At 73.5% G+C, this 24850-nt stretch carries 25 protein-coding genes; 13 read left to right on the top strand and 12 right to left on the bottom strand.

Going from position 1 to position 24850, the window contains the following annotated elements; all coding sequences use genetic code 11:
- Positions 1–3: 3 nt before the first annotated feature.
- Positions 4–1266 (top strand): serine hydrolase domain-containing protein, encoded by a 1263-nt coding sequence (locus ACIBQ8_RS12330; RefSeq protein ID WP_397191940.1) that lies wholly within the window; start codon positions 4–6, stop codon positions 1264–1266.
- A gap of 32 nt (positions 1267–1298) precedes the next feature.
- Here the strand turns inward: ACIBQ8_RS12330 and ACIBQ8_RS12325 are convergent, their stop codons facing one another.
- Both ACIBQ8_RS12325 and ACIBQ8_RS12320 read right to left on the bottom strand, forming a co-directional pair.
- Positions 1299–2057, bottom strand: a complete 759-nt coding sequence (locus tag ACIBQ8_RS12325) for a MerR family transcriptional regulator (protein WP_397191939.1) — start codon at positions 2055–2057, stop codon at positions 1299–1301.
- A gap of 10 nt (positions 2058–2067) precedes the next feature.
- The gene (locus tag ACIBQ8_RS12320; RefSeq protein WP_397191938.1) at positions 2068–2952 is read right to left on the bottom strand and encodes a DUF2268 domain-containing protein; all 885 of its coding nucleotides are present in this window, start codon (positions 2950–2952) and stop codon (positions 2068–2070) included.
- Between the two features lie 101 nt (positions 2953–3053).
- Between ACIBQ8_RS12320 and ACIBQ8_RS12315 the strand changes: the two genes are divergently transcribed.
- Positions 3054–3461 (top strand): YciI family protein, encoded by a 408-nt coding sequence (locus ACIBQ8_RS12315; RefSeq protein ID WP_397177971.1) that lies wholly within the window; start codon positions 3054–3056, stop codon positions 3459–3461.
- 38 nt (positions 3462–3499) lie between these two features.
- Entirely contained in the window at positions 3500–4636 is a 1137-nt protein-coding gene (locus tag ACIBQ8_RS12310; protein WP_397191937.1) for an RNA polymerase sigma factor, read from the top strand.
- Positions 4637–4750: 114 nt separating this feature from the next.
- Here ACIBQ8_RS12310 and ACIBQ8_RS12305 read toward each other — a convergent pair whose 3' ends face one another.
- The 3 genes from ACIBQ8_RS12305 to ACIBQ8_RS12295 are packed head-to-tail and all read right to left on the bottom strand — an operon-like array spanning position 4751 to position 6545.
- Positions 4751–5518, bottom strand: a complete 768-nt coding sequence (locus ACIBQ8_RS12305; protein ID WP_397191936.1) for a TSUP family transporter — start codon at positions 5516–5518, stop codon at positions 4751–4753.
- Entirely contained in the window at positions 5476–6168 is a 693-nt protein-coding gene (locus ACIBQ8_RS12300; protein ID WP_397177968.1) for a cation transporter, read from the bottom strand. Before ACIBQ8_RS12300 ends, ACIBQ8_RS12305 begins: the two co-directional genes overlap by 43 nt.
- On the bottom strand, positions 6165–6545 hold the full coding sequence (locus ACIBQ8_RS12295) for an ArsR/SmtB family transcription factor (RefSeq protein WP_397191935.1): 381 nt from the start codon (positions 6543–6545) through the stop codon (positions 6165–6167). The genes ACIBQ8_RS12300 and ACIBQ8_RS12295 overlap by 4 nt, the downstream gene beginning before the upstream one ends.
- A 147-nt stretch (positions 6546–6692) precedes the next feature.
- Here ACIBQ8_RS12295 and ACIBQ8_RS12290 point away from each other — a divergent pair, with 147 nt between their 5' ends.
- A complete protein-coding gene (locus ACIBQ8_RS12290; RefSeq protein ID WP_397191934.1) occupies positions 6693–6923 on the top strand; it encodes a hypothetical protein in 231 nt (76 codons plus the stop codon).
- A 62-nt stretch (positions 6924–6985) separates the two neighbouring features.
- On the opposite strand, the gene ACIBQ8_RS12285 is transcribed toward ACIBQ8_RS12290, so the two are convergent.
- Positions 6986–7657, bottom strand: coding sequence for a thermonuclease family protein (locus ACIBQ8_RS12285; protein WP_397191933.1), 672 nt, complete (start codon positions 7655–7657; stop codon positions 6986–6988).
- 370 nt (positions 7658–8027) lie between these two features.
- On the opposite strand from ACIBQ8_RS12285, the gene ACIBQ8_RS12280 reads away from it, so the two are divergent.
- The gene (locus ACIBQ8_RS12280; protein ID WP_397191932.1) at positions 8028–8927 is read left to right on the top strand and encodes an ankyrin repeat domain-containing protein; all 900 of its coding nucleotides are present in this window, start codon (positions 8028–8030) and stop codon (positions 8925–8927) included.
- A gap of 29 nt (positions 8928–8956) precedes the next feature.
- Here the strand turns inward: ACIBQ8_RS12280 and ACIBQ8_RS12275 are convergent, their stop codons facing one another.
- Together ACIBQ8_RS12275 and ACIBQ8_RS12270 are read right to left on the bottom strand one after the other, a co-directional pair.
- Positions 8957–10081 carry an ROK family protein gene (locus tag ACIBQ8_RS12275; RefSeq protein ID WP_397191931.1) on the bottom strand — a complete coding sequence of 375 codons (1125 nt, stop codon included), beginning with the start codon at positions 10079–10081 and terminating at the stop codon, positions 8957–8959.
- A gap of 425 nt (positions 10082–10506) precedes the next feature.
- Positions 10507–11382, bottom strand: coding sequence for an N-acetylmannosamine-6-phosphate 2-epimerase (locus ACIBQ8_RS12270; RefSeq protein WP_397191930.1), 876 nt, complete (start codon positions 11380–11382; stop codon positions 10507–10509).
- A 114-nt stretch (positions 11383–11496) separates the two neighbouring features.
- Here ACIBQ8_RS12270 and ACIBQ8_RS12265 point away from each other — a divergent pair, with 114 nt between their 5' ends.
- Both ACIBQ8_RS12265 and ACIBQ8_RS12260 read left to right on the top strand, forming a co-directional pair.
- Positions 11497–12192, top strand: a complete 696-nt coding sequence (locus ACIBQ8_RS12265; protein WP_397191929.1) for a GntR family transcriptional regulator — start codon at positions 11497–11499, stop codon at positions 12190–12192.
- A gap of 212 nt (positions 12193–12404) precedes the next feature.
- Positions 12405–12614: a PLDc N-terminal domain-containing protein gene (locus tag ACIBQ8_RS12260; protein WP_397177960.1), complete on the top strand. Its 210-nt coding sequence runs from the start codon at positions 12405–12407 to the stop codon at positions 12612–12614.
- A gap of 135 nt (positions 12615–12749) precedes the next feature.
- Here the strand turns inward: ACIBQ8_RS12260 and ACIBQ8_RS12255 are convergent, their stop codons facing one another.
- The 3 genes from ACIBQ8_RS12255 to ACIBQ8_RS12245 form a co-directional block, all read right to left on the bottom strand.
- On the bottom strand, positions 12750–13055 hold the full coding sequence (locus ACIBQ8_RS12255) for a hypothetical protein (protein WP_397191928.1): 306 nt from the start codon (positions 13053–13055) through the stop codon (positions 12750–12752).
- A gap of 89 nt (positions 13056–13144) precedes the next feature.
- Positions 13145–14122: an aldo/keto reductase gene (locus tag ACIBQ8_RS12250; RefSeq protein WP_397191927.1), complete on the bottom strand. Its 978-nt coding sequence runs from the start codon at positions 14120–14122 to the stop codon at positions 13145–13147.
- 85 nt (positions 14123–14207) lie between these two features.
- The gene (locus ACIBQ8_RS12245) at positions 14208–16130 is read right to left on the bottom strand and encodes a hypothetical protein (protein ID WP_397191926.1); all 1923 of its coding nucleotides are present in this window, start codon (positions 16128–16130) and stop codon (positions 14208–14210) included.
- Positions 16131–16253: 123 nt separating this feature from the next.
- On the opposite strand from ACIBQ8_RS12245, the gene ACIBQ8_RS12240 reads away from it, so the two are divergent.
- A complete protein-coding gene (locus ACIBQ8_RS12240) occupies positions 16254–16721 on the top strand; it encodes a GNAT family N-acetyltransferase (RefSeq protein WP_397191925.1) in 468 nt (155 codons plus the stop codon).
- A 118-nt stretch (positions 16722–16839) separates the two neighbouring features.
- Here the strand turns inward: ACIBQ8_RS12240 and ACIBQ8_RS12235 are convergent, their stop codons facing one another.
- Positions 16840–17130, bottom strand: coding sequence for a hypothetical protein (locus ACIBQ8_RS12235; RefSeq protein WP_352322735.1), 291 nt, complete (start codon positions 17128–17130; stop codon positions 16840–16842).
- 213 nt (positions 17131–17343) lie between these two features.
- Here ACIBQ8_RS12235 and ACIBQ8_RS12230 point away from each other — a divergent pair, with 213 nt between their 5' ends.
- The 5 genes from ACIBQ8_RS12230 to nirD are packed head-to-tail and all read left to right on the top strand — an operon-like array spanning position 17344 to position 24802.
- Positions 17344–18654, top strand: a complete 1311-nt coding sequence (locus ACIBQ8_RS12230) for an MFS transporter (RefSeq protein ID WP_397191924.1) — start codon at positions 17344–17346, stop codon at positions 18652–18654.
- Position 18655: 1 nt separating this feature from the next.
- Entirely contained in the window at positions 18656–20668 is a 2013-nt protein-coding gene (locus ACIBQ8_RS12225; RefSeq protein WP_397191923.1) for a molybdopterin oxidoreductase family protein, read from the top strand.
- Positions 20665–22059: an FAD-dependent oxidoreductase gene (locus tag ACIBQ8_RS12220; RefSeq protein WP_397191922.1), complete on the top strand. Its 1395-nt coding sequence runs from the start codon at positions 20665–20667 to the stop codon at positions 22057–22059. The genes ACIBQ8_RS12225 and ACIBQ8_RS12220 overlap by 4 nt, the downstream gene beginning before the upstream one ends.
- Positions 22056–24485, top strand: a complete 2430-nt coding sequence (gene nirB / locus ACIBQ8_RS12215) for a nitrite reductase large subunit NirB (protein ID WP_397191921.1) — start codon at positions 22056–22058, stop codon at positions 24483–24485. Before ACIBQ8_RS12220 ends, nirB begins: the two co-directional genes overlap by 4 nt.
- Positions 24482–24802 (top strand): nitrite reductase small subunit NirD, encoded by a 321-nt coding sequence (gene nirD / locus ACIBQ8_RS12210; protein WP_358284421.1) that lies wholly within the window; start codon positions 24482–24484, stop codon positions 24800–24802. The genes nirB and nirD overlap by 4 nt, the downstream gene beginning before the upstream one ends.
- Positions 24803–24850: the final 48 nt, after the last annotated feature.

Here is a 24850-nt window from a genome sequence, read left to right as displayed (position 1 = left end):
GACGTGACGCTGCTGTCCCGGCGAAATCTTCTCAGAACCGGCGCGATCGCGGTTCCGGCCGCGATCCTCGCACCCGCAACGGCGGCCCAGGCGGCCCGGGCGGCGCGGCCCGAACTGCCCGGGGTCGAGATGTCGGGCGTCGCGCCCGCCTCGCTGGCCGGGTTCGACAACCTGCTGAAGACGTTCGTGCTGGACCGGAAGATCACCGCCGCGCAGCTCGCCATCATGAAGAGCGGCAAGATCGTGCTGGCCCGGGGCTACCGCTACAACGACTTCTCCAGGGCGCTGCCCGCGGTCACGCCGACGTCCTTGTTCCGGATCGCCAGCCTGAGCAAGAACATCACCTCCGCCGCGATCATGCGGCTGGTGCAGGACGGCAAGCTGAGCCTGTCGGCCAAGGTCACCCAGCTTCTCGGGCTCACCCCGCTCGACGAGCGCATGGGCCAGGTCACCGTGCTGCGCCTCATGCAGCACCTCGGCGGCTGGGACCGCGGCGTCTCCAAGGACCAGCTCTGGCTGGACCACACCATCGCCGCCGCGCTCGACGTGCCGCTGCCGATCAGCCACGCCGACATCGTCAAGTACGCCACCGCCCGGAAGCTCGACTTCGACCCCGGCACCAAGATGGTCTACAGCAACTACGGCTACCTGCTGCTGGGCCGCGTGATCGAGAAGGTCTCCGGCATGTCGTACGAGTCGTACGTCAAGAGCAAGCTGCTCCAGCCGCTCGGCATCACCCGCATGCGGCTCGGCCGCAGCCTGCGGAGCGAGGCCGCGCCCGGCGAGGTCGCCTACGAGTCGCAGTACACGAACAAGTCGGTGGTGGACGCCTCCGGCACCGTCGTCCCCTACCAGTACGGCGGCTTCAACATGCCCAACCAGGACGCCAACGGCGGCTGGCTGGCCTCCGCCGTCGACCTGGTGCGCTGGACGCTCGCCTTCGACAAGCCCGGCACGGTGCTGAGCTCGGCCTCGATCGCCAAGCTGGTCGCCAAGCCGGAGATCGGCGTCAACCAGTACGGATCCTGGTACGGCGGCGGCTGGTGGGTGCGCCAGGTCACCGGCCACCTCAACACCTGGCACGACGGCTCGATGCCCGGCACGTACTCCTACCTGGCCCGGCTGCAGAACGGCTTCAGCTACGCGGTCGTGTTCAACCGCAGGGAGGAGACCGGCTCGCTCGACTTCGACACGCTCGACGACGACATGAACAAGGTCACCGTCTCCTCCTGGCCCACGACGGACCTGACGTCCCGCTACTTCTGACGGGTGGGCCCGCCGTGGGCCCAGGACGGCGGTTACATGCGGGTGCGGGCGTACGCCTGCAACGCGTCGCGGACGAACCTCGCCCCGGCGGCGTCGTCGTACATGTCGGCGAAGCGGGGGTCGTCGACGTACATGTCGCCGAGGCAGCTCACCATCTCGATCGAGCGCTCCCGGTCGCCCTCGGCCGTGGGCGTGCCCGGGATCTGGCTCAGCCACCGCACGTGCCGGGCGGCCAGCGACTGGGCGCGCTCGGAGGTCGGCGAGACCCCGGCCCGCGCCGCGGCGACCCACGCGGCGACCAGGTCCTCGGCCGCCCGCTTCCAGGCCCGCTGCTGGTCGAGCGTCTTGCCGTGCCACCAGTCGTTGCTCACCTGGAACGCGCGCTCGCCCCAGCGCGCGATCACGTCGTCCTTGTAGTGGTCGTTGAAGCCGGCCAGCATGACGTCCATCCGCGGTTCGGCCCCCGCCAGCAGGGCGTCCAGGGCGTGACGCACGGAGCTGATCTGCCGGTCGATGCGGTCGCGCTCCTCCTCCAGGGCGGCGATGTGGGCACGCAGGCCGTCGCCCGCGTCCACCTCCTCGGCCAGGACCTCGGCGATGGCCGGCAGGCCCATGCCGAGCCGGCGCAGGAGCAGGATCCGCTGGAGCCGCAGGACCGCGGCGGAGTCGTAGTGGCGGTGGCCGTTCGCGCCCACCCGGGACGGAGTCAGGAGCCCGACGCTGTCGTAGTGCCGCAGGGTACGGCTGCTGACGCCGGCCCTGGCCGCCAGCTCCTGGATCGTCCACTCCATCGTTCCAGTGTCACCCGCGGCGGAGCGTGGTCGCGATGATCTCCGCGCTGTCGGCGTGCAGGGCCTGCGCCGCCGTCTGACCCGTCGCGGCCAGGTAGGCGTCGACCAGCCGGTTGCCCGCGGCGTACCCGGCGCCCATCGGCAGGCCCACCGGGGTGACGCCGAGGTGCTCGGCGCCGGGGTCGCCGTGGACCCAGGCGGTGAAGTTCTGCATGCCCGTCACGTCGAGGCCGGTGAGCACCTTGTCGAAGACCGCGTCGTCGTGCAGGTGCGGCACGCCGATGCGGGCGTAGCCGAGCTCGTCGCCGTAGAGCTGGCGGGCGAAGGCGTCGGCCAGGCCCTCGCCGACGATGTGCTCGCCGACCGTGACGGTCATCGGGTCCCACACCACCCCGCCCGGGCTCCACCGCAGGTTGTGGTGGAGCTCGTGGACGGCGGTGGCCTCCAGCCGCTCCACGTTCTCGGGGAAGGGCCACAACGTGATGGCGATGTTGCCCGAGATGCCGCCGAACCCGGTCAGCCCCTTGCAGGGGCCCATGAAATGCTCGTCGGCCGGGTCGCCCAGCACGAACAGCACGGTGATGTCCGGGACCTGCAACCCCGGCGTCGCCTCCACCAGCACGGCCAGAGCGTCGTCGAGCGCGCGCCGCATCCGCTCCCAGGCTCCGGCCGCCTCCAGGGCGTCCAGCGCGTCGAGGCAGCGCTCCTCGTCCCGGTCGATGGGGAACCCGGAGGTCTGGCGATGCACGGACACGAGATCGACCTCGCCCGGGTAGTGGCGGTACATGCCGGCGTTGGGCTCCAGCATCGAACGCAGCAGGCCGGCGCGGTCGGCCATCGGGGCCAGCAGGATCCGCCGCATGGCGGAGCAGGTGTCAAGAACGGTGATCGACATGGCCCCGATGCTAGAAGTTGACGCAACGTCAACGTCAAACCGGGTTTTGTCCCGGGGCGGAACCCCGCCAGACTGGGCCGGACAGTTCGAAGGAGAACCCGATGGCCAAATACCTGCTGCTCAAGCACTACCGGGGCGCGCCGGCGGCGGTCAACGACGTGCCGATGGGCCAGTGGACGCCGGAGGAGGTCGCGGCGCACGTCCAGTACATGCGGGACTTCGCCGCCCGGCTGCAGGAGAGCGGCGAGTTCGTCGACAGTCAGGGGCTCTCGCCCGAGGGCACGTTCGTCCGCTACGACGGCGAGGGGCGGCCGCCGGTCACCGACGGCCCGTTCGCCGAGACCAAGGACCTGATCGCCGGCTGGATGGTGATCGACGTCGCGAGCTACGAACGGGCGCTGCACCTGGCCGGCGAGCTGTCCGCGGCTCCGGGCGCGGGCGGCGAGCCGATCCACGAATGGCTGGAGGTGCGGCCGTTCCTGACCGGGCCGCACCTGGTGGCCGAGTGAACGAGTCGTTGCCTGACCGGGAAGCGCCTGGTGGACGGGTGGACGAGTCGCTGCTGCGGGAGCTGGTGCCCGAGGTGATCGGCGTCGTCGTCCGCCGCGGCGCGGACTTCGCGGCGGCCGAGGACGCCGTCCAGGACGCCCTGGCCGAGGCCGTGCGCGTGTGGCCGGACGACCCGCCCCGCGACCCCAAGGGCTGGCTGGTCACCGTCGCCTGGCGCAAGTTCCTCGACGCCGCCCGCGCCGACGCCTCCCGGCGGCACCGCGAGACCCGCGTCGACAGCGAGCCCGCGCCGGGCCCCGGGGAGGCGGTGGACGACACGCTCCAGCTGTACTTCCTGTGCGCGCACCCGTCCCTGACGCCGGCCTCGGCGGTCGCGCTCACGCTGCGCGCGGTCGGCGGCCTGACCACGCGCCAGATCGCGCAGGCGTACCTGGTGCCGGAGGCGACCATGGCCCAGCGGATCAGCCGGGCCAAGCGCACCGTCTCCGGCGTGCGGTTCAACCAGCCCGGCGACGTCGCCACCGTGCTGCGCGTGCTCTACCTGGTCTTCAACGAGGGCTACTCCGGCGACGTCGACCTCGCCGCCGAGGCGATCCGGCTCACCCGGCTGCTCGCGGCGAAGGTCAAGCACGAGGAGGTCGCGGGCCTGCTCGCGCTCATGCTGCTGCACCACGCCCGGCGTCCGGCGCGCACCGCTCCCGACGGGAGCCTCGTGCCTCTCGCCGAGCAGGACCGCGGCCTGTGGGACACCCGCCTGATCGCCGAGGGCGTCGACGTGCTCCAGGCGGCCCTCGCCCGCGACCGGCTGGGCGAGTTCCAGGCCCAGGCCGCCATCGCCGCGCTGCACGCCGACGCCCCGACGGCCGGGGAGACCGACTGGGTGCAGATCGTCGAGTGGTACGACGAGCTGGTGCGCCTGACCGGCAGCCCGGTGGCCCGCCTCAACCGGGCCGTCGCCGTCGGCGAGGCCGACGGGCCGCGGGCCGGCCTGGCCGCCCTGGCCGAGCTCGACCCGGCATTGCCCCGCCACGCCGCCGTCGCGGCCTACCTGCACGAACGTGCCGGCGACCGGGCCACCGCGGCACGGCTCTACACCGAGGCCGCCCGATCGGCGCCCACCGTCCCCGAACGCGACCACCTCACGCGCCAGGCCGCCCGGCTGCGCGGGGCGTGAAGGATCGGGCCTGACGTCGCCCGGCTGCGCGGGGCGTGAAGGATCGGGCCTGACGTCGCCCGGCTGCGCGGGGCGTGAAGGTCCGGGGCTGACGTCGTCCAGGCGGCCGGATCCTCAGCCTCCGGTGACGACGAGCACCAGCCCGGACGCGACCAGCCCCACCTCGACCACCGCCACGAACGCGCCGGCGGGCAGCCGGTCGACGATCTTCTTGCCCGTCCAGGCCCCGGCCGCGCTCGCCGGCGCCAGGGCCAGCCCGGTGGCGACGCCGGACGTGGTGAGCACGGCGGCCGCGCCGAAGACGACCAGCTTGGTCAGGTGCATCGCCACCGCCGCCGCGGCCTCCGTGCCGATGTAGGCCCCCCGCAGCAGGCCACGGGCCAGGAAGAACGGCGCGACCAACGGCCCCATCGAGCCGACCAGCGCCGAACCGAACCCGGACACGGCTCCGACGGCCGCGAACGCCGCGTCGTCCAGCCGGACGCCATGCGGCCGCCTGCGTCGCCAGACCACCATGACCAGCAGGAACACCCCGATGACCCGGGTCAGCGCGGCTAGCGGGGCGGCGGCGAACACCAGCGCGCCGGCCGCGGCGGCGGGCACCGCCCCCGCCGCGAAGACGCCCACCAGCCGGCGGTCGACCTCGTCCCGGTTGAACCACACCCGGCTGCCGTTGCCGGCGAGCTGCGCGACGGTCAGCACCGCGACGGCGTCCCGGGCGCCCAGGACCGCGACGAACACCGGCAGCAGCAGCACCCCGCCGCCGAACCCGGCCACCGCCGACAGCGTCGCGGTGGCGAACGTCGCCGCCACCATCACGACCACGACCAGGACGGTGTTCACGCCGGGCAGCAGGAGCAGCCCGGGGCGCAGCCGGCGCATCCGTCCGCCTGCTCCTCAGGACCGGCCGGGACGGCGCAGCAGGCGTCACCGCGCCAGGCTTCGCGGCCCTCCTTGACCGCGACGGCCGCGATCACCAGCGCGGCGACCGGGTCGGCCCAGGACCAGCCGAACAGGCTGTTGAGCGCCAGGCCCACCAGCAGCACGCCGGACAGGTAGGTGCACAGCAGGGTCTGCCTGGAGTCGGCCACCGCGGAGGCGGAGCCGAGCTCGCGCCCGGCGCGGCGCTGCGCGCGGGACAGGAACGGCATGATCACCAGCGACAACGCGGCCAGGATCAGGCCGGGCGTCGAATGCTCGGCCTCGCCCGCCCCCAGCAGCGTGCGGACGGCGTCGAAGGTGACGTAGGCGGCCAGCGCGAAGAAGGAGATCGCGATCACGCGCAGGGCCGTCCTCTCCCGCCTTTCGTGGTCGGCCGCGGAGAACTGCCAGGCCACCGCGGCCGCCGAGGCGACCTCCACCATCGAGTCCAGGCCGAACCCGACCAGCGCGGCGGAGGAGGCCAGGGCGCCGGCGGTGACGGCCACCACCGCCTCGATCACGTTGTAGGTGATGGTGGCCGCGACCAGCAGGCGGATGCGGCGCCGCAGGGCCGCCCGGCGCGCCGGGGCGGTGAGGTGCGCGGCGGTCACGACCTCGGCTCCTCTGCGGCCCCGGCGGGGGCGGGACGCAGCGTCACTGCGTGGCCGGCGGCGGCCAGCAGCTGCTCGGCGGAGGCGAGCAGGTCCATCAGCTCCGGCCGGGTCAGGGAATAGAACGACTGGCGGCCCTCGGCGCGGTAGTCGATCAGGCCGCAGTCGCGCAGGCAGGCCAGATGCTTGGACACCGTGGACTGGGCCAGGCCGAGCTGGGTGGTCAGGTCGACCACGCGGGCCTCGCCGCGGGCCAGCCGCTGGACGATGCGCAGCCGGGTCTCGTCGGCCAGGGAGTGGAACAGCGCGGCCGCGGGGGAGATGCCGGCGGCGATGTCCGCACTGACACAACGGCCACCTTCGAGATCAATCGCCATATGGCGATGTTAGCCCGAAATCGGCATCTATGGCGAGCGTGGTGGTCTCGCCTGGAGGTTGATCTCTCGTCGTCCGGTGTCTGTCCCTGCTCGTGGAGCTTCTGTCAGGTCTTTCGGGACGGTTCGGGGTCTGGGAGGCTCGCCTTCGTGAGTGCATCAGGGCAGGGGGGCCGCCTCGCCCCCGATGAGCGCGAGACCGTCGTGATCCTTCGGGTGCTCGGGACGGCCGGCATCGCGGCGGGGCTGGCCTCGGCCGCGTTCATGCTGCTGCGGTGGTCGAGCCCGCCGCTGCCCTGGCTGGCGTTCCTGCTGGTCGTCGCGCTGGTCGGGGTCGGGCTGCGCGTCGAGGCGGCGATCCTGGCGCGTTCCGCTCGCTGACTCCCCGCCGATCGGCCTGTGTCCCGGCCGGTCGGCCGGGACGTTCGGGCGGGTGGTGCGGGTCAGCGTTCGCAGACGACTCCGTCGCCGTCGCGGTCCTGGTACCAGGCGTACTCGGGGTCGATGCCGCGGCGGTACGGGCCGTAGCCGGCGGCGTTCGCCTCGGCGCAGGTACGGAAGCGCGGGTCGTTGCCGGTAGGCGGGGTCGGAGTGGGGGACGGGGACGGGGTCGGTGTGGAGGTGGACGTGTCACACCTGCCGGACCAGATCCGCAGCTTCTCCGCCTTGGCCTTCGCCTGTTCCGTGCGGAAGAGGCTCGTGTATCCGTCGTTCGGCTTGGAGGGGACGGCCTTGCCGTAGCCGTAGCGGATCAGGTTGCGGTTGACGTGCACGCCCTTGGCGTTCCACACGTGCGAGGGCGGGCGGCCGGGCGTCTTGGCGGTGAGCAGGTGGGCCGTCGTCCCGGGCGGCAGGAGCGCCGCCGTACGGGCGGTGGCCGCCCTGGACCAGCACCGCCCGCGCTCGGGCGCGTCCACGCCGAGCAGCTGCACGCGGAGCTTCGTGGTGCCGCGCACGACGTCGATGGTGTCGCCATCCACGATCTTGACGACCCGGGCCGCGACCGTGCCTGCGGGGACGGCGGCCGCGTCGGCCGGCGTGCTCAGGGCGAGGGTGAGGGGCAGCAGGGCGGCCGTGGCGGTGACGATCCTGACCGTGCTCGCGTTCATAGGCATGGCGTGACTCCAGGGACGGATGGTCCGGACGGGAGGAGACGCGCCGACGGAGACAGGGGTGTACCGCCGGAAGGGCACGGTTATGTCACTCCTGGTCGAGGTGCGGCGACGCTGCGCTTAGGGTTTGACTGGTCGCCGGCCCCCGCGGGGTGGCCGACCTCCAAGGTCAGAGGCTTGGGCGGCCCTTCTCGGCCCGTCTCGCGCGGCCGGTCGCGCGTGCGGGGGCGGGTGGGTCGCCGGGAACGATCCCGTGCTGGAGCCGCGATATGCTCGTACTGGTGTTCGATAAGCTGCCTGCCTCTGGGGGAGTGTCGTGGTTGTCGCCAAGGAAGCCGGTTGGGTGGGCTTGAGCTGGGATGACTGGTCCGATGTGAGCGAGATCCGCGCCCGCCTCGACTCCGGCGCCGATCCGCATGCCGACCTGTGGCACGAGGGGCCGCCCCTCCACCTCGCGGCCGAGTACGGCTCGCCCGAGGTGGTCGCCGAGCTGGCCCGCCGGGTCCGCGACGTCGACGCCGCGTACGAGGGGCACAGCGCGCTCTGGCGGGCCGTGTTCGCCCAGCAGCGGGACAACGCGCTCGTCCTGGTCGCCGCCGGGGCCGATCCGTGGCGGCCGATGACCGGCGGCTGGTCGCCCGGGCGGCTCAGCCTGGCCGGTCCCCATCCGGGCCTGTTCTTCCCCTTCCCGCGCGACAAGCCCACGCTGTCTGAGGCGGAGAACGCCGCCGTCGTGGAGGCCGAGCGGCTGATCGAGGCCCTGGGCGACTTCGAGTACGACGGCCTGGGGCTGGTGTGCGTCGCGGGCGTCACCGCGGCGGAGGCCGCGCGGCGGCTGGGGGCGACGGTGGCCGAGGGCGCGGGGATCGACGGGGTCCTCGACGAGCCGTACCCGGGCGAGGGGAACGGCCTGGTGGGGGCCACCGACGTGCCGGGCGGATGCGTGGTCAGCCGGCGCCGGGGTTCCGAGGTGACCAGTCCCGACGTGATCAACCGCCTCTCGGCCGGGACGGTCTGCTACGCGATGTACGCCGATCCCAAGGGCGGCAACCAGGGCTACAGCTCGCGCGACGGGATCGTCGAGGAGTGGGACGCCCATCCGGGCGGCGGCTGGGTGTCGCCGGACAGCTCGGCGGACGAGGTGCTGAACGCCTTCCTCTACCAGGGGGAGGGGGTGGCGTACTGCTGCGCGTACACGGGGTTGCGGCTCACCGACGCCCGGCCCGTCCTGGGGCCGCCCGACATCTGGCTGCACCTTCCGCCGCGCGGCTGACGCCGGTCGGCCGGTACGTTGCCCCGGGGTCAGGCCATGGCAGCCGAGGCCGCGCCCAGCACGGCTCCGTGTGAGCCCAGGGCCGAGAGCCGGACGGGGACGGAGCCGAGGCCGCGGGGCGCGTACCGGCGGATCGTCTCGATCAGGGGGACGGTCAGGAGCTCGCCGAGGCCGGTGACGCCGCCGCCCAGGACGATCACGTCCGGGTCCAGGAGGGTAGCGGCGGAGGCGATCGATCGGCCGAGGATGACGGCGGCCTCGTGGATCACCTCTCGCGCCAGGAGGTCGGCGTTCTCCGTCCCATCCCGCCGACCGGCGGTCCCGAAGGGGTTTCGCGGATCGGTGCTTCCGGCCGGGTCCCGCAGGCCGGGGGGCTCGGTGCCGCGCAGGGATACGAGGGCCGGGGGCTCGGCATTGTGCAGGGCTGTGGGCCGGGGTTCGAGGGTCGGGGGCTCGGTGTTGTGCAGGGGTGTGGCGAGGGATCCGAGGTCGGGGGCGGTGCCGCCGCGGGCGTGGTAGGCCGACAGGATCGCGGGGCCTGACGCGTACGCCTCCAGGTGGCCCGTCGCGCCGCAGGGGCACGGGCGGTCGGCGTCGGCGTTCGGGGGCAGGACGGCCGGGGTGTGGCCGAGGGAGCCCGCCATGCCGTTGCGCCCGCGCAGGAGTTCGCCGTCGCGTACGAGGGCGCCGCCGACGCCGGTGCCGATCGTGAGGACCAGGGCCAGGCGGCTGCCTCGGGCCGCTCCGTGGCGGGCCTCGCCGAGCGCCCAGGCGTGGACGTCGTTGAGCACGGTGACGGGCAGGCCGAGCCGTTCGGTGAAGGCGGAGGCCAGATCGGTGCCCCGCCAGCCGGGCAGGGCGTCGGTGGCGTGCGTGACCACGCCGTTGTCGTCGACCGTCCCGGCGCTGCCGACTCCGCAGGCGATGACGTCCATGCCGGCGGCCCGTGCCTGGGCGAGGCGGTCTTCGGCCAGCTCCAGCGCGGCGGCCAGCACCGCCGCGGCGCCGCCTCCGGCGGGTGTGGGGACGCGGGCGGGAAGGTGGATCTCCGTCGTCTCGCGGGCGGCCGAGGCCGGGATCAGAGCGGCGGCGGTCTTGGTGCCGCCGATGTCGATACCGAGCACGGCGGGGACGGCGTCCGCCCGGCGTCGCACAGTGGGGGTGCTGGTGGTGGGGCGCCGCACGGCAGGGCCGCTGTTCAGGTGGGTGTGTTCCGACGGGGCGCTGTCTGGGAGGTGGCTCGCGGTGCGGTTCGGGCGGGGGTGCGCGGCTGGGGTGCCGTGTGCGGAGAGTGGCGCGGTGCGGTTCGGGTGCGAGGGCATGTCCGGGAGGGGTGGCGGGGTGCAGTTTGGGTGGTGGTGTGCGGCTGGGGTGCCGTCTGCGGAGGGTGGCGGGGTGCGGTTCGGGTGCGAGGGCATGTCCGGGACGGGTGGCGCGGTGCGGTTCGGGTGCGGGTGTACGGCTGAGGGGACTTGTGCGGTGCTGCTTGGTGAGGCGGTGTGGGCGGCGGCCGGGTGGGGTTCTGAGGTGGGTATGAGGTCGCCGGTGCGGTGGGGGTGGGCGCGGGGTGAGGTGGGGGTCACCGGCTTGCCCTCGGGGTGGCCGCGGCGAGGTGGCGGGTGAGGGCGAGGGGGTCGGTGATGGCGGCGCCGATCACGACCGACCAGGCGCCCCGGGCGAACGCCTCCGCCACGTGGGCGTCGGTGCGGAGCCGCCCCTCGGCGACCGTACGGACCCCGAGGGCGGCGAGCTCCCCGACCAGGGCGAGGTCGGGCTCATGGGGAAGCCTCGGCCCAGGGCGGCCGGACCCGGTCGAGGGACGGGCGGCGGACTCGGCGCACCCGGTCCCGGGATGGGCGGTGGGTTTGGCGGAGCTGGTCCCGGGATGGGTGGTGGGGTCAGCGGCAGCGGGCGTCGAGGCGGCGGCGAGGTCGGTGGCGGGGGTGAAGGGCTGCAGAGTGATGGCGGGGTCGGTGGGGGTGGTGTAGGGGGTGTAGCCGGCGAGGGTGGTGGAGATCAGGGCTGCGCCTCGGTTCCAGGCGAGCAGTCCCTCCTCCGCTGTCGAGACGTCGGCCATGACGGGCACGCCCAGGTCCCTCCATACCCGTTCGACCAGGGACGGCAGGTCGCCCGCCGCCGGTTCGGCCTCCGCCGTCACCTCCAGGGCCACCATGTCGGCGCCGGCTCGTACCAGGGCTTCGCACAGGGCGAAGGTGGGGGTGATCAGCGGGCGGGCGTGGGGGCGGGGGACCTTGGCCAGGCCGATCACGGGGAGGGCCGTGGCGGCCTTGACCGCGCGGACGTCCTCGGGGCCGTTGACGCGCAGGCCGGCCGCGCCGCCGAGTTCGGCGCAGCGGGCGAGGAGCGCGATGGTGTGCGGGTCGCGGAGGGGGTGGCCCTCGGGGGCCTGGCAGCTCACGACCAGGCCGCCTTCGATCGCGGTCACCACATCCATTTGGTACAGCCCAATCACCTGGCATTGAGGAACAAATCCACCTCACTTGCTGGATTGGTATAGCCCAATTACGATCGGAGCGTCAAGAGGCCCCCTGACCGAGGACGACCACCCGTGACGAAGATCGGCCGGCTCACAGACCATCTGCTCACGCTCATCGAGACCGAGCTGGAACCGGGCGAACGGCTGCCCGCCGAGCGCGATCTCGCCGACGAGTTCGGGGTCAGCAGGCTGACCGTGCGGCGGGCGGTCGACCGGCTGGAGACCGGGCGGCGGGTCTACCGCGTCCAGGGGGCGGGGACGTTCGTCGCGCACCGGAGCATCGCCAAGACGATCGAGCTGACGTCGTTCAGCGAGGACATGCGGGGGCGGGGGCTGGAGCCGGGGTCGCGGCTGCTGGAGGCGGCCGAGGTGCCCGCGGGGGCGCGGGTGGGGCAGGCGCTCGGCATCAGCCCGGCGGACGCGGTCGTGCGATTGTGCCGGGTGCGTACGGCCAACGGTTCGCCTATGTGCCTGGAGCGTGCCCATGTGCCGGTCGCGTTCGTGCCCGGACTGCTCGACCGGCCGCTCGGCGGGTCGCTGTACGAGGTGCTGGCGGGGGCGTACCGGATCAGGCTGGAGCGGGCCGAGCAGTCGATCAGGGCCACGGTGCTGGAGCCGGAGGAGGCGGAGCTGCTGGAGGCGGCGCCGCTGGCGCCGGCGCTGCTGGTCGAACGGGTGGCCTACGACCAGCGGGGGAGGGCGGTCGAGGCGGCCAAGTCGATCTACCGGGGCGACCGCTACTCCTACGAGATCGCGATCCGGCGGTGAGGGCCCGCCCCGGGCGAAGGGGCTTGCCGGGAGGCAATTGGTGGGGTAGACGACGGAAGGACAGGATTGTCCTCAAAGAGCGACCGAAGTGCCCGGCCATGCGATAAAGAGGCCGATCGACGTGTTCGGGCATGCGACAACGAGGCCGATCGAAGTGTCCAGCCATGCGATGGAGAGGTCGATCGGGGTGTTCGGGTATGCGATGGAGTGACATGTCGGGTCGGCGGCGGGCGGTGCTGCTCGGGCTCGGTTCGGCGGAACTGGTGCTCACCGGGGCCGCCGCCGTCGATCTGTGGCGCCGGCCGCAGCGGGAGATCCACGGCTGGAAGGGCGTCTGGTGGCTGGGCATCTTCGTGCAGCCGTTCGGGCCGATCGCCTACCTCGCGTACGGCAGGCGAAGGGGGAGAGGCCGCGGGCGGTGAGGCCGCCGTGTCGGAGGGCGCCCGAAGCCCCATGTCAGCGGGCGGTGAAGCCGCCGGGTCAGCGGGCGGTGAAGCCGCCGTAACCGTTGGCGTTCATGGTCGGGTGCGCGCAGAAACCGCCGTATCCGTTGGTGTTCATCCGCGGGTGTCCACCCAGACGCTCACCGTGGTGTGCGGCGTGATCCCGGTGTAGGAGGTCTGCCCGGCCGGCACCCACGGGCCCTCGATCGGGATCAGGCCGACCTCGGGCAGGAAGTGGCGCTGGATCACGTGGATGCGGTGCTCGCCGGTGCCGCTCGGGCAGTAGCTGGTGGCCCAGCGTTCGGCCTGGTTGAGCTGGTACGTGCAGCCGGTGGGCGCGGCGGAGGCGGCCGGGGCGCCCGCCAGGACCAGGGCCGTGGCGAGGGCGGCGCAGCCGGCGGTCCGTCTTCTCGCGTTCATGCGGGGCTCCTCGGAGGTGTGCGCGCGGCGAGAATTGCTTAGGAAAGTTTCCTAAACATTAGAGCGCGCACAGCCGTACCGTCAACGGTTCACCACCGGTCGTGAACCTGCGGCCGGATCAGCTCGTCGTAGACCGCCCGCACGGCCTCCAGCGTCTTGCCCGGCAGCGGCTCCAGGCCGGCCGCGGCCGCGTTGGAGCGTGCCTGGCCCGGGTTGCGCGCGCCGGGGATGACGACCGAGACGCCGGGCTGGTCGAGGATCCAGCGCAGCGCGAACTGGGCCATGGACGCCCCCTCGGGCACCAGCCCGGCCAGCCGCCGCACCGCCTCCAGGCCGGTGCCGAACTCCACGCCGGAGAAGGTCTCGCCGACGTCGAACGACTCGCCGTGCCGGTTGTAGGTGCGGTGGTCGTCGGGGGCGAACACGGTGTGCTCGTCGTAGCGGCCCGACAGCAGGCCGCTGGCCAGCGGGACGCGGGCGATCACGCCCACCCCGGCCGCGCGGGCGGCGGGCAGGACCCGCTCCAGCGGCTTGAGCCGGAACGCGTTGAGGATGATCTGCACGGTCGCCACGCCTGGCCTGGCGATGGCGGTCAGCGCCTCCTCGCAGGTCTCCACGCTGACGCCGTACGCCGCGATCTTCTGCTCGGCGACCAGCGTGTCCAGGGCGTCGAAGACCGCGTCGGAGGAGTACACCGGGGTGGGCGGGCAGTGGAGCTGGACCAGGTCGAGGGTGTCCACGCCGAGGTTGCGCCGGGAGCGCTCGTTCCAGGCGCGGAAGTTGTCCATCACGTAGTTGGCCGGCACCTGCGCCATCCGGCGGCCCATCTTCGTGGCCACGGTGAGCCCGGGATGCGCCTTGGCGAAGCGGCCGACGATCTGCTCGCTGCGGCCGTCGCCGTAGACGTCCGCGGTGTCGACGAACGTGACGCCCGCCGCCACGGCCGCCTCCAGGGTGGCGAACGCCTCGTCCTCGCTCACCTCGCCCCAGTCGGCGCCGAGCTGCCAGGCGCCGAGGCCCACGACGCCGACCTGGCGTCCCGTACGTCCGAGTGTGCGGTGTTCCATGCTGTTTGTCCGTTCGTCTGGTTCCTGCGACCAGTGTCCCGGACGAAAGGTACGGGCGCGCCGCTGGGGCGCGCCCGTACGGCCGTCATCGGGGCCGGAAGCTGCACCGGACGCCGGTGTGCACGGTGGCCCGCAACTCGTCCCCCAGTGCCTGGTCGGCCGACGAGACGCGGGAGATCGCCCGCCGGATCGCCTTGCCCACCGCGATCCGCGCGCGCTCCTCCGTGCCGGTGAACGGCCGCGCCCGCCCGCCGATCCCGGTCGCCGCCGACAGCTCGGCCACCAGCCACTCGCGCTCCAGCCGCAGCGCGGCGGCCCGTTCGAGGTCGTTCATCGCCTCCAGCTCGTCGATGTCGTCCTGCAACTGGGTCAGCCGCTGCCGGTAGGTCTCCCTGGCCAGGTCGTCCAGCACCGGCTGGGCCGAGGCGGGCTCGCTGTCCTGCGCGGGCGCGCCCGCGGCCAGGTCGGCGGCCAGGATCTCGCGCCCCGGGTTGGCGATCAGGGTCGCCAGGTGCTGCATGCCGACGCTGTGCTCGACCACCACCAGGCGCCCGCCGTGCTCGACCTGCCAGTGCCGTCCGTGCCTGCGCAGCCGGAACGCCCCGTGCGCCGCGCCCGCCCTGCCGACCACGGCGGGCAGCACCATGCCGAGCTCCCTGGCCTCCTGCGCGGCGGCGTTCTGGGCGGCCCGCGCCGCCTTGTCGTGCGGCCCGTCGCGCAGCGCGAGCGCCTGGCCGAGCCGCCAGCGCGACAGCGTCGCGGCGGGCCAGTGGCCGAGCGCCAGGCTGGCCCGGACGGCCTCCGCCAGGTGCCCGGCGGCGCGGTCCACGTCGCCGGTCGTGAGCGCGGCCATGCCCAGGCTGTGCTGCACCGACCCGAGGCAGAGCACGCCCAGGCTGGCCACCACTGGCAGAGCGGCGAACGGCAGCAGCAGCGCGTACGCCTCGGCGGCAGCGGCGGCGTCCTGGAGCAGGTGGGCGGTCTCGACGACGCAGTACATCGAGAACAGCCACGTGCTCGACCTCGGCAGGTCGGCCAGGTCCCGGCCGCGCAGCCGGGCCAGGTGGCCGGCCGCCGCCCTGCGGTCGCCCGAGGTGGCCGCGGCCAGCGCGAGGCCGGCCAGGTAGGAGTTGTCGACCGGGCTGAGCGTGGGCGAGCTGACCAGGTCGGCCAGCACCGGCAGCAGCTCGGCCGTGCGGCCCTGGTACCAGCGGATGGCCGCGATCTGGCCGCCGTACCAGCCGGTGGCGTCCATGTCGCCGGCCTGGACGCCGCGCTCGAAGCAGTCGCCGGCCATCTTCTCCGCCTGCTCGAACCGGCCCGCCCGGATGGCCAGCATCACGCTGATCACGTCGGTCACGAACCCGACGGCCAGGTGGTCGTGCTCGGCCAGCAGGCCCCGCAGCTCCTCCATGCAGCGTCCGGCGTGCGGGTCGGCCGCCAGGTAGAGGTCGACCGTCCGCCACAGCAGGCCCATCAGCAGGTCGCCCCTGCGCCGGGTGACCGCCGCCTGGCCGATCAGCTCCCTGGCCAGCTCCAGCCGGGCCGGCCCGTGCTCCGGGCCGAGCAGGCAGTGGTGGGCCAGGCTCAGCGCCTCGGCCAGCGCCGCTGGTTCGCCCGCGCTCCTGGCCCGCTCGACGAGCCGGAGGATCTCCTCGTGCCCGCCCGCCGCGTAGTCCTCCTCCCCGGTCATCCTGATCCGCAGCCGCAGCGCCAGCGACGAGTACGGATCGATCAGCGACGACGCGTGCCGCTGACGCGCCCGCACCATCTCCGACTCCGCGCACGTGCGGTGCTCCTGCACCCACACCCCGCCCAGGCCGAGCGCCGCCCTGGCCAGGGCGGGCACGTCGCCGCACGATTCGGCCTGCCGGTAGGCCGAGTCGAACCAGCGCCTGGCGGTCTGCAGATCCCCGTTCACGTACAAAGCGCGCTCACCGAGCACGAGCGCGAGCCTGATGTCCGGATACGGGGGCAGGCGAACCCCCAGCTCCTCTAAAACGCCCACGGTTTCCGTCCCCATTCGGTCATCCGGGCTGAGCTTCCAGACGGTCCCCCGAATACCGTTCTGCCGTAATGACGTACGGGGGCGGTGGACGGTTCAACCGAATGCGCTGGCTACCCTGTGCGCATGATTCGCCCCGCCACCCCAGCAGACGTCCCCGCCATCGTGCGCATGATCCTTGAGCTGGCCACGTACGAGAACGCCGCGCACGAGGTGCGCGTGACCGAGGAGATGCTGCGGACGTCGCTCTTCGGCGAGCGCCCCGCCGTGTTCGCGCACGTGGCCGAGCAGGACGGCGAGCCCGTCGGCTTCACGATCTGGTTCCTGACCTACTCCACCTGGCGCGGCGTGCACGGCATCTACATGGAGGACCTGTACGTGCGCCCCGAGCACCGGGGCGGCGGCCACGGCCGCGCGCTGATGGCGGAACTGGCGACAATCTGCGCCGAACGCGGCTACCAGCGCCTGGAGTGGTCGGTGCTCGACTGGAACGAGCCCTCCATCGCCTTCTACGACAAGCTCGGCGCCGAGCGGCAGGACGAGTGGCTGAAGTACCGGCTGACCGACGAGCCGCTGGAGCGGCTGTCCCGCTGAGACTGAGGCCCTCGGTCGAGCTGAGGCCGCCGGTGACGCTGGGACGGCCGGTGAACAGGTGTGCCGCGCAGGCCGGCCCCCCGGCGTGACCTGCGCGGCCTCCTGGTCAGACGCCGGCTCAGACGCCGACGTGCGAGCGGGACCGCTGGCCCTGCGTGCTGTCGAACATCTCGGTGCCGCGCTCTTCGAGGTCCTTGTGCGTCTCCTCGATCCGCAGCGCGACGCCCATCGCGAAGAACGTGGGCGCCCACTCGCCGATGAAGATCCCCCACCGGTCGGCCCGGTCGAGGCCCGCGCCCTCCTGGTTCTTGGAGATCATCCAAGAAGCGAAGGACAGGCCGATGGACGCCAGCCCCGCGGCGTACATGTGGCCTGACTTGATGCCCATCTGGTGCAGCTTTTTGATCATTATTCCCCCCTTGCCATGAGTGCTGTTACCCCGGGAAAGACCACGTAACCAGCCAGAACTCCGATCATTACCGGCGTGTTTCGCCGGTGACGCTTGTGCGCGCCTTGTTACCGCGGTGAATCACACGTAACCGGCGCACCCCCGCCGGCTGCCGGAACGCGTAACGCGGCCTTCCTACCGTGGTGCTCCCGACGCCGAGCGGAGGAGAGATCGATGGCGCGCTGGATCACCGAGTGGCACCCCGACGACCCGGCCTTCTGGCAGCGGACCGGCAGGCACGTCGCCCGGCGCAACCTGGTCTTCTCCATCGTGGCCGAGCATCTCGGGTTCACCGTCTGGACCCTGTGGAGCGTCGTGGCCACCCGGATGGGGGCCTACGACTTCTCCACCGACCAGCTCTTCTGGCTCGTCGCGCTGCCGAACCTGGTCGGGGCCGTGCTGCGGGTGCCCTACACGTTCGGGCCCGGCCGGTTCGGCGGGCGCGACTTCACCGTCGCCAGCGCGGCGCTGCTGCTGGTCCCGGCCGTGCTGCTCGGGGTGGCGGTGAACGATCCGGGCACGCCGTACTGGCTGTTCCTGGTGATCGCGGCGCTGGCCGGGGTGGGCGGCGGGAACTTCGCCTCCAGCATGGCCAACATCACCTACTTCTACCCGCGCGGCAGGCAGGGGCTGGCGCTCGGGCTGAACGCGGCGGGCGGCAACGTCGGGGTCAGCTCGGTGCAGCTCGTCGTGCCGCTGGTGATCGCCTCGCTCGGGACGGCCGCCGCGGGCTGGTTCTGGATCCCGTTCATCGTGGTGGCCGCGGCCTGCGCGTGGTTCTTCATGGACAACCTGGCCGGCGCCAGGGCCGAGCCGCGCGAGCAGCTCGCGGTGGCCGGACGGGCGCAGACGTGGATCATGGCGGTCCTGTACGTCGGCACGTTCGGCTCGTTCATCGGCTACTCGACGGCGTTCCCGCTGCTGAGCAAGAGCCTGTTCCCCGACGCGCCGTACGCGGCCGTCGCCTTCGCCGGGCCGCTGCTCGGCTCGCTGATCAGGCCGGTGGGCGGCTGGCTGGCCGACCGGCTGGGCGGCGCGCGCGTGACGCAGTGGAACTTCGCGGCCATGGGCGCCGGGGTGCTGCTGGCCTGGGCGGCCGCCGCCGCGGGCGGCTTCTGGCTGTTCTTCCTGGCCTTCCAGCTGCTGTTCCTCACCGCGGGCATCGGCAACGGCTCGACGTACCGGATGATCCCGGCGATCTTCCACGCCAAGGCGGTCGCCGAGCGCGGCGCGGGCCCTGAGGCGCTGCTGCACGGCAGGCGTCAGGCCGCGGCGGCGATCGGCGTCATCTCGGCGGTCGGCGCGCTCGGCGGGTTCCTCGTCAACCGGGCCTTCGGCATGGCGTTCGCCGCGGCCGGCACCCCGGCGCCGGCGTTCGCGGCCTTCGCCGCCTTCTACGCCGCCTGCCTGGCGCTGACCTGGTGGTGCTACACCCGCACCGTCGGCGTCACGGTCGTCGCCAGCCTCGCCCACGCCCGGGTCTGACATGACGAAGACACACTGCCCCTACTGCGCCCTCCAGTGCGGCATGGAGATCGGCCCCGCACTGGAGATCAGCCCCAGGACCGACGTCCCGGCCAACGCCCCCGGCGCGCTGTGCCAGAAGGGATGGACGGCGGCCGAGCTGCTCACCAACGGCGAACGCCTGACCACGCCGCTGCTGCACGGCGAGCCGGTGGAGTGGGAGACCGCCCTCGACCACGTCGCCGGCCGGCTGCGCGCGATCCGCGCCGAGCACGGCCCCGACGCCGTGGCCGTGTTCGGCGGCGGCGGGCTGACCAACGAGAAGGCCTACCAGCTCGGCAAGTTCGCCAGGGTCGCGCTCGGCACCAGCCAGATCGACTACAACGGCCGCTTCTGCATGTCCTCGGCCGCCGCCGCCTCCCTGCGGGCCTTCGGCATGGACCGGGGCCTGCCGTTCCCGGTCACCGACCTGGCCGACGCCGACGTCGTGCTGCTGGCCGGCGCGAACGTGGCCGAGACCATGCCGCCGTTCGTCCGGCACCTGTCGGGGCCGCGGCTGATCGTCGTCGATCCGCGCCGCACCCCGACGGCCCGGCTCGCCTGGCTGCACCTGCAGCCCACGCCCGGCACCGACCTGGCGCTCGCCCTCGGGCTGCTGCACCTGGCGATCGCCGACGGCCTCGTGGACGCGGACTACGTGGCGGCCAGGACCACCGGCTTCGACGACGTGCGCACCTCGCTGGCCGCCTGGTGGCCGGAACGCGTCGAGCGCGTCACCGGGGTGCCGGTGCACCGGATGCGGCAGGCCGTCCGCGCGCTGGCCGCCGCCCGGAACGCGTACGTGCTGACCGGGCGCGGCGCCGAGCAGCACGCCAAGGGCACCGACACCGTCACCGCGTTCATCAACCTGGCCCTGGCGCTCGGCCTGCCCGGCCGGCACGGCTCCGGCTACGGCTGCCTGACCGGCCAGGGCAACGGCCAGGGCGGCAGGGAGCACGGCCAGAAGGCCGACCAGCTCCCCGGCTACCGCAGGATCGACGACCCGGCCGCGCGCGCGCACGTCGCGCAGGTGTGGGGGGTGCGGGCCGAGGACCTGCCGGGGCCGGGGCGGTCGGCGTACGAGCTGCTGGACGCGCTCGGCACCCCGCGCGGGCCGCGGGCGCTGCTGCTGTTCGGGTCCAACCCGGTGGTGTCGGCGCCCGCGTCCGGGCACGTCGGAGGCCGGATCGCCGGGCTGGACCTGCTGGTCGTGGCCGACGTGGTGCGCTCGGAGACCGCGGCCATGGCCGACGTGGTGCTCCCGGTCACCCAGTGGGCCGAGGAGAACGGCACGATGACCAACCTGGAGGGCCGCGTCCTGCTCCGCCGCCGGGCCGTCGCGCCGCCGGAGGGCGTCCGGAGCGACCTGGACGTCATCGCCGGGCTGGCCGCCCGGCTGGGCCACCGCTTCGACACCGAGCCGGCCGCCGTCTTCGACGAGCTGCGCCGGGCCGCCGCGGGCGGCGTCGCGGACTACTCCGGCATCACCTACGAGCGCATCGCCGCCGGGACGGGCCTCTTCTGGCCCTGCCCGTCGGAGGACCACCCCGGCACGCCCCGGCCGTTCCTGGACCGCTTCGCCCACCCGGACGGCCGCGCCCGGTTCGTCCCGGTCGAGCACCGGCCCGCGGCCGAGGAGCCCGACCGGGACTACCCGGTGTACCTGAGCACCGGCCGCGTCCTGTCGCACTACCAGAGCGGCGCCCAGACCCGCCGGATCGCGTCGCTGGTGCGGGCCGCCCCGGAGCCGTTCGTGGAGCTGCATCCCGACCTGGCCGCGCAGCTCGGCGTCGCCGCGGGCGACCTGGTGCGGGTCAGCAGCCGCCGGGGCCAGAGCAGGGCGGTGGCCAGGATCAGCGACGCCATCAGGCGCGACACCGTGTTCATGCCCTTCCACTGGGAGGGCGCCAACCGGCTCACCAACCCGGCGCTCGACCCGGTGTCCGGCATGCCGGAGTTCAAGGTCTGCGCGGTCAGGGTGGAGAGGGACTCATGAGGCTCGTCGTCGTGGGGAACGGGATGGCCGGCGCACGCCTGGTCAGCGAGGTGCGGGCGCGCGACCCGCGGATGCGGGTGACCGTGTTCGGGGCCGAGGCGGGCCCGCCGTACAACAGGGTCCTGCTGTCGGACGTGCTGGCCGGGAGCTCGCGTCCCGACCAGGTTCGGCTGCTGGACCCCTCGTGGTACGCCGCGCACGGCGTCGAGGCCGTGCCCGGCGCCGAGGTCGCCCGCATCGACCGCGACACCAAGGACGTGGTGACCGCGGACGGGCGGCGCGAGCCGTACGACCTGCTGGTCCTGGCCACCGGCAGCCAGGCGGTCGTGCCGCCGCTGCCCGGCGTCGGGCGGGCCGTGCCGTTCCGCACGCTGGAGGACTGCGAGCGGATCGTGCGGGCGGCCGGGCGGGCGCGCCGCGCGGCCGTCGTCGGCGGCGGGCTGCTCGGCATCGAGGCCGCCCGCGGCCTGGCCGGGCGCGGCCTGCCGGTCACGCTGCTGCACCTGGCCGGGCACCTGATGGAACGCCAGCTCGACGCCGAGGCGGGCGAGGTGCTCGGCGAGACCCTGGCCGGGCTCGGCGTGGCGGCGCGCACCGGCGTCAGCGCGACGGCGGTCGAGCCGGACGGCGTCCGCCTGGCCGGCGGCGAGCTGGTCGAGGCCGACCTAATCGTCCTGGCCTGCGGCGTGCGCCCGGTCACCGGGCTCGCCGCCGCGGCGGGGCTGGAGGTGCGGCGCGGCGTCGTCGTGGACGACGAGCTGCGCACCGGCGACCCGTCGATCTTCGCCGTCGGCGAGTGCGCCGAGCACGACGGCACGGTGTACGGCCTGGTCGCCCCCGCCTGGGAGCAGGCCGCCGTGGCCGCCGAGGTGATCACCGGCGGCAAGGCCCGCTACCGCGGCTCCCGGCTGGTCACCAGGCTCAAGGCCAGGAGCGTCGAGCTGGCCGCCATGGGCGAGACGCAGCTCGGCGACGAGCACGCCGAGGTGGTGCGCTTCAGCCACCGCGCCCGCGGCACCTACCGCAAGCTCGTCATCCGCGACGGGCGGCTGGTGGGCGCGATCCTGCTGGGCGAGAGCGACGCCGTCGGCACCCTCACCCAGCTCTTCGACCGCGGCGGCCCGGTGCCGGGCGACCGCGCGGGCCTGCTGTTCCCGGGCCTGTCGGCGGCGCCGGTCGCGGACAGCCCGGTGCTGATGCCGGACGCGGCCGAGGTCTGCCGGTGCAACAGCGTGACCAAGGGACAGATCCGGGCGTGCTGGGAGGCCGGCGCCCGCGACGTGGCCGGGGTGGCCGCCGCCACCAGGGCCACCACCGGCTGCGGCACCTGCCGCGACGCCGTGGAGGGCATCGTCGGCTGGTTGTGCGATCAGGAAGGAGTGCCGGTATGAGGAGGATCGTCGTCGTCGGGTACGGCCCGGCCGCGCACCGCTTCGTGGAGACCCTGGCGAGCCGGGGCTTCGACGGGCGGATCACCGTCATCGGGGAGGAGCCGCGCCCGGCCTACGACCGGGTGGCGCTGACGTCGTACCTGTCGGGGGCCACCGTGGCCGACCTCACCTACCCGGTGCCCGCCGGGACCGTGACGCGGCTGGGCAGCCGGGCCGTCGCCGTCGACCGGGCGGCGCGGACGGTGACCGTCGAGGGCGGGGCCGCCGAGCCGTACGACGTGCTCGTGCTGGCCACCGGGTCGGCGCCGTTCGTGCCGCCGGTGCCAGGACGCGAGCACGCCCACGTCTACCGCACCATCGACGACCTGGACGCCATCCGGGCGGCCGCCGCGGACGCGGCCGAAGGCGTCGTGGTCGGCGGCGGCCTGCTCGGCCTGGAGGCGGCCGACGCGCTGCGGGCGCTCGGCCTGAAGGCGCACATCGTCGAGATGAGCCCCTGGCTGATGCCCCGCCAGGTGGACGAGGGCGGCGGCGCGGTGCTCAAGAGCCACATCGAGGCACTCGGGCTCGGCGTGCACGCCGGGTCGGGCGTCCAGGAGGTCGTCACCGGGCCGGACGGCCGGGTCGCCGGGGTGCGCACGCCGTCCGGCACGCTGATCGAGGGCCAGGTCGTGGTGTTCTCGGCGGGCGTCAGGCCGCGCGACGAGCTGGCCAGGGCGTGCGGGCTGGAGGTGGGGGAGCGGGGCGGCGTCGTGGTCGACGACGGGATGCGCACCTCCGACCCGTCGGTCTACGCGATCGGCGAGTGCGCGCTGGCCGGCGGCACGGTCCACGGCCTGGTCGGGCCGTGCAACACGATGGCCGAGGTGGCCGCCGACCGGATCACGGGCGGGACGTCGTCGTTCGCGGGCGGGGACACCTCCACGAAGCTGAAGCTGCTCGGCGTCGAGGTCGCCCAGTTCGGCGCGATGGACGGCGCCCTCGACGTCACCTACATGGACCCGGTCGCCGGGGTCTACAAGAAGCTGTTCATCAGCGACGACGCCCGCACGCTGCTCGGCGGCATCTGCGTGGGGGACGCCGGGCCGTACGCGGCGCTGCGGCCGTTCGTCGGCAAGCCGTTGCCCGCGCCGCCCTCCGACCTGCTGTTCAGCGGCTCGGGGGCGCCGCTCGACCTGCCCGGCGACGCGCAGGTCTGCTCCTGCAACAACGTGTGCGCGGGGGACGTCCGGCACGCCGTCGCCGAGCTGGGCGTGACCGACGTGCCCGGACTCAAGGCGTGCACGCGGGCCGGCACCACGTGCGGGAGCTGCGTGCCGATGCTCCGGCAGCTCCTGGAGGAGTCGGGGGTCGAGGTCGGCAGGTCGCTGTGCGAGCACTTCGCGTACTCGCGGGCCGAGCTGTTCGACATCGTCCGGGTGCGGAAGATCACGACGTTCTCCCGGCTCATCGCCGAGCACGGGCAGGGGCGCGGCTGCGACGTCTGCAAGCCCGCCGTGGCCTCGATCCTGGCCTCGCTGCACAACGGGCACGTGCTCGACGGCGAGCGGGCCGCGTTGCAGGACACCAACGACGCCTTCCTCGCCAACATCCAGAAGAACGGCACGTACTCGGTCGTCCCGCGCATCCCGGGCGGCGAGATCACGCCGGACAAGCTCATCGTGATCGGCGAGGTCGCCCGCGACTTCGGGCTCTACACCAAGATCACCGGCGGGCAGCGCATCGACCTGTTCGGCGCCCGGGTCGAGCAGCTCCCGGAGATCTGGCGACGCCTGGTGGAGGCCGGTTTCGAGTCCGGCCACGCCTACGGCAAGGCGCTGCGCACGGTGAAGTCGTGCGTGGGCTCCACCTGGTGCCGCTACGGCGTCCAGGACTCCGTCGGCCTGGCCATCGCCCTGGAGCTGCGCTACCGCGGCCTGCGCTCGCCGCACAAGCTCAAGTCGGCCGTGTCCGGCTGCGCCCGCGAGTGCGCCGAGGCCAGGTCGAAGGACTTCGGCGTCATCGCCACCGAGCAGGGCTGGAACCTGTACGTCGGCGGCAACGGCGGCTTCCGGCCCCGCCACGCCGACCTGCTGGCCACCGACCTGAGCACCGGCGACCTGATCAGGACCGTCGACCGGTTCCTGATGTTCTACGTCCGCACCGCCGACCGGCTGCAGCGCACCGCCGCCTGGCTGGAGTCGCTGGACGGCGGCCTCGACCATCTCCGGAAGGTGATCATGGAAGACTCGCTCGGCATCTGCGCCGACCTCGACGCCCAGATGGAACAGCACGTCGCCACCTACGCCGACGAGTGGGCGGCGACCCTGGACGACCCGGAGAAGCTGGGCAGGTTCGTCAGCTTCGTCAACGCCCCCGGCGTGCCCGACCCGTCGATCGTGTTCGCCTCCGAGCGCGGCCAGATCAGGCCGGTGATGGCCCGATGAGCTGGACCCCGGTCTGCGAGTACGCGGCCCTGCCGCCGGAGCGCGGTGTCTGCGCGCTGGTCGGCGACCGGCAGGTGGCGCTGTTCCGCACCTACGAGGGGCACGTGCACGCCCTGGACAACCTCGACCCGTTCAGCGGCGCGTACGTGCTCTCGCGCGGCATCGTCGGCACCAGGCGGGGCGAGCCCACCGTGGCCTCGCCGCTGCACAAGCAGGTCTTCTCGCTGGTGTCGGGGGCGTGCCTGGACGAGGAGGCCGTCCAGGTGCCCGTCTATGCCGTGCGGGTGGCGGCCGGGCGGGTGGAGGTCAGCGTTTAGCCGATCAGGCCAGGGGCATTGACCTGCTGAAACACGGGGGACAGGAGG

It is taken from the genome of Nonomuraea sp. NPDC049646 (genome assembly GCF_044465525.1).
Lineage (GTDB): Bacteria > Actinomycetota > Actinomycetes > Streptosporangiales > Streptosporangiaceae > Nonomuraea.
This window is presented reverse-complemented; position numbering and strand designations above follow the sequence as displayed.

What these genes read in the sequence shown, in the direction of transcription:
- ACIBQ8_RS12295 (WP_397191935.1), bottom strand. Translation starts at nt 6,545, where the DNA reads ATGGCGATTGATCTCGAAGGTGGCCGTTGTGTCAGTGCGGACATCGCC.
- ACIBQ8_RS12230 (WP_397191924.1), top strand. Translation starts at nt 17,344, where the DNA reads ATGGCGCGCTGGATCACCGAGTGGCACCCCGACGACCCGGCCTTCTGG.
- ACIBQ8_RS12260 (WP_397177960.1), top strand. Translation starts at nt 12,405, where the DNA reads ATGTCGGGTCGGCGGCGGGCGGTGCTGCTCGGGCTCGGTTCGGCGGAA.
- ACIBQ8_RS12235 (WP_352322735.1), bottom strand. Translation starts at nt 17,130, where the DNA reads ATGATCAAAAAGCTGCACCAGATGGGCATCAAGTCAGGCCACATGTAC.
- ACIBQ8_RS12320 (WP_397191938.1), bottom strand. Translation starts at nt 2,952, where the DNA reads ATGTCGATCACCGTTCTTGACACCTGCTCCGCCATGCGGCGGATCCTG.
- ACIBQ8_RS12315 (WP_397177971.1), top strand. Translation starts at nt 3,054, where the DNA reads ATGGCCAAATACCTGCTGCTCAAGCACTACCGGGGCGCGCCGGCGGCG.
- ACIBQ8_RS12305 (WP_397191936.1), bottom strand. Translation starts at nt 5,518, where the DNA reads ATGCGCCGGCTGCGCCCCGGGCTGCTCCTGCTGCCCGGCGTGAACACC.
- ACIBQ8_RS12220 (WP_397191922.1), top strand. Translation starts at nt 20,665, where the DNA reads ATGAGGCTCGTCGTCGTGGGGAACGGGATGGCCGGCGCACGCCTGGTC.
- ACIBQ8_RS12250 (WP_397191927.1), bottom strand. Translation starts at nt 14,122, where the DNA reads ATGGAACACCGCACACTCGGACGTACGGGACGCCAGGTCGGCGTCGTG.
- ACIBQ8_RS12325 (WP_397191939.1), bottom strand. Translation starts at nt 2,057, where the DNA reads ATGGAGTGGACGATCCAGGAGCTGGCGGCCAGGGCCGGCGTCAGCAGC.
- nirD (WP_358284421.1), top strand. Translation starts at nt 24,482, where the DNA reads ATGAGCTGGACCCCGGTCTGCGAGTACGCGGCCCTGCCGCCGGAGCGC.
- nirB (WP_397191921.1), top strand. Translation starts at nt 22,056, where the DNA reads ATGAGGAGGATCGTCGTCGTCGGGTACGGCCCGGCCGCGCACCGCTTC.
- ACIBQ8_RS12240 (WP_397191925.1), top strand. Translation starts at nt 16,254, where the DNA reads ATGATTCGCCCCGCCACCCCAGCAGACGTCCCCGCCATCGTGCGCATG.
- ACIBQ8_RS12255 (WP_397191928.1), bottom strand. Translation starts at nt 13,055, where the DNA reads ATGAACGCGAGAAGACGGACCGCCGGCTGCGCCGCCCTCGCCACGGCC.
- ACIBQ8_RS12285 (WP_397191933.1), bottom strand. Translation starts at nt 7,657, where the DNA reads ATGCCTATGAACGCGAGCACGGTCAGGATCGTCACCGCCACGGCCGCC.
- ACIBQ8_RS12270 (WP_397191930.1), bottom strand. Translation starts at nt 11,382, where the DNA reads ATGGATGTGGTGACCGCGATCGAAGGCGGCCTGGTCGTGAGCTGCCAG.
- ACIBQ8_RS12225 (WP_397191923.1), top strand. Translation starts at nt 18,656, where the DNA reads ATGACGAAGACACACTGCCCCTACTGCGCCCTCCAGTGCGGCATGGAG.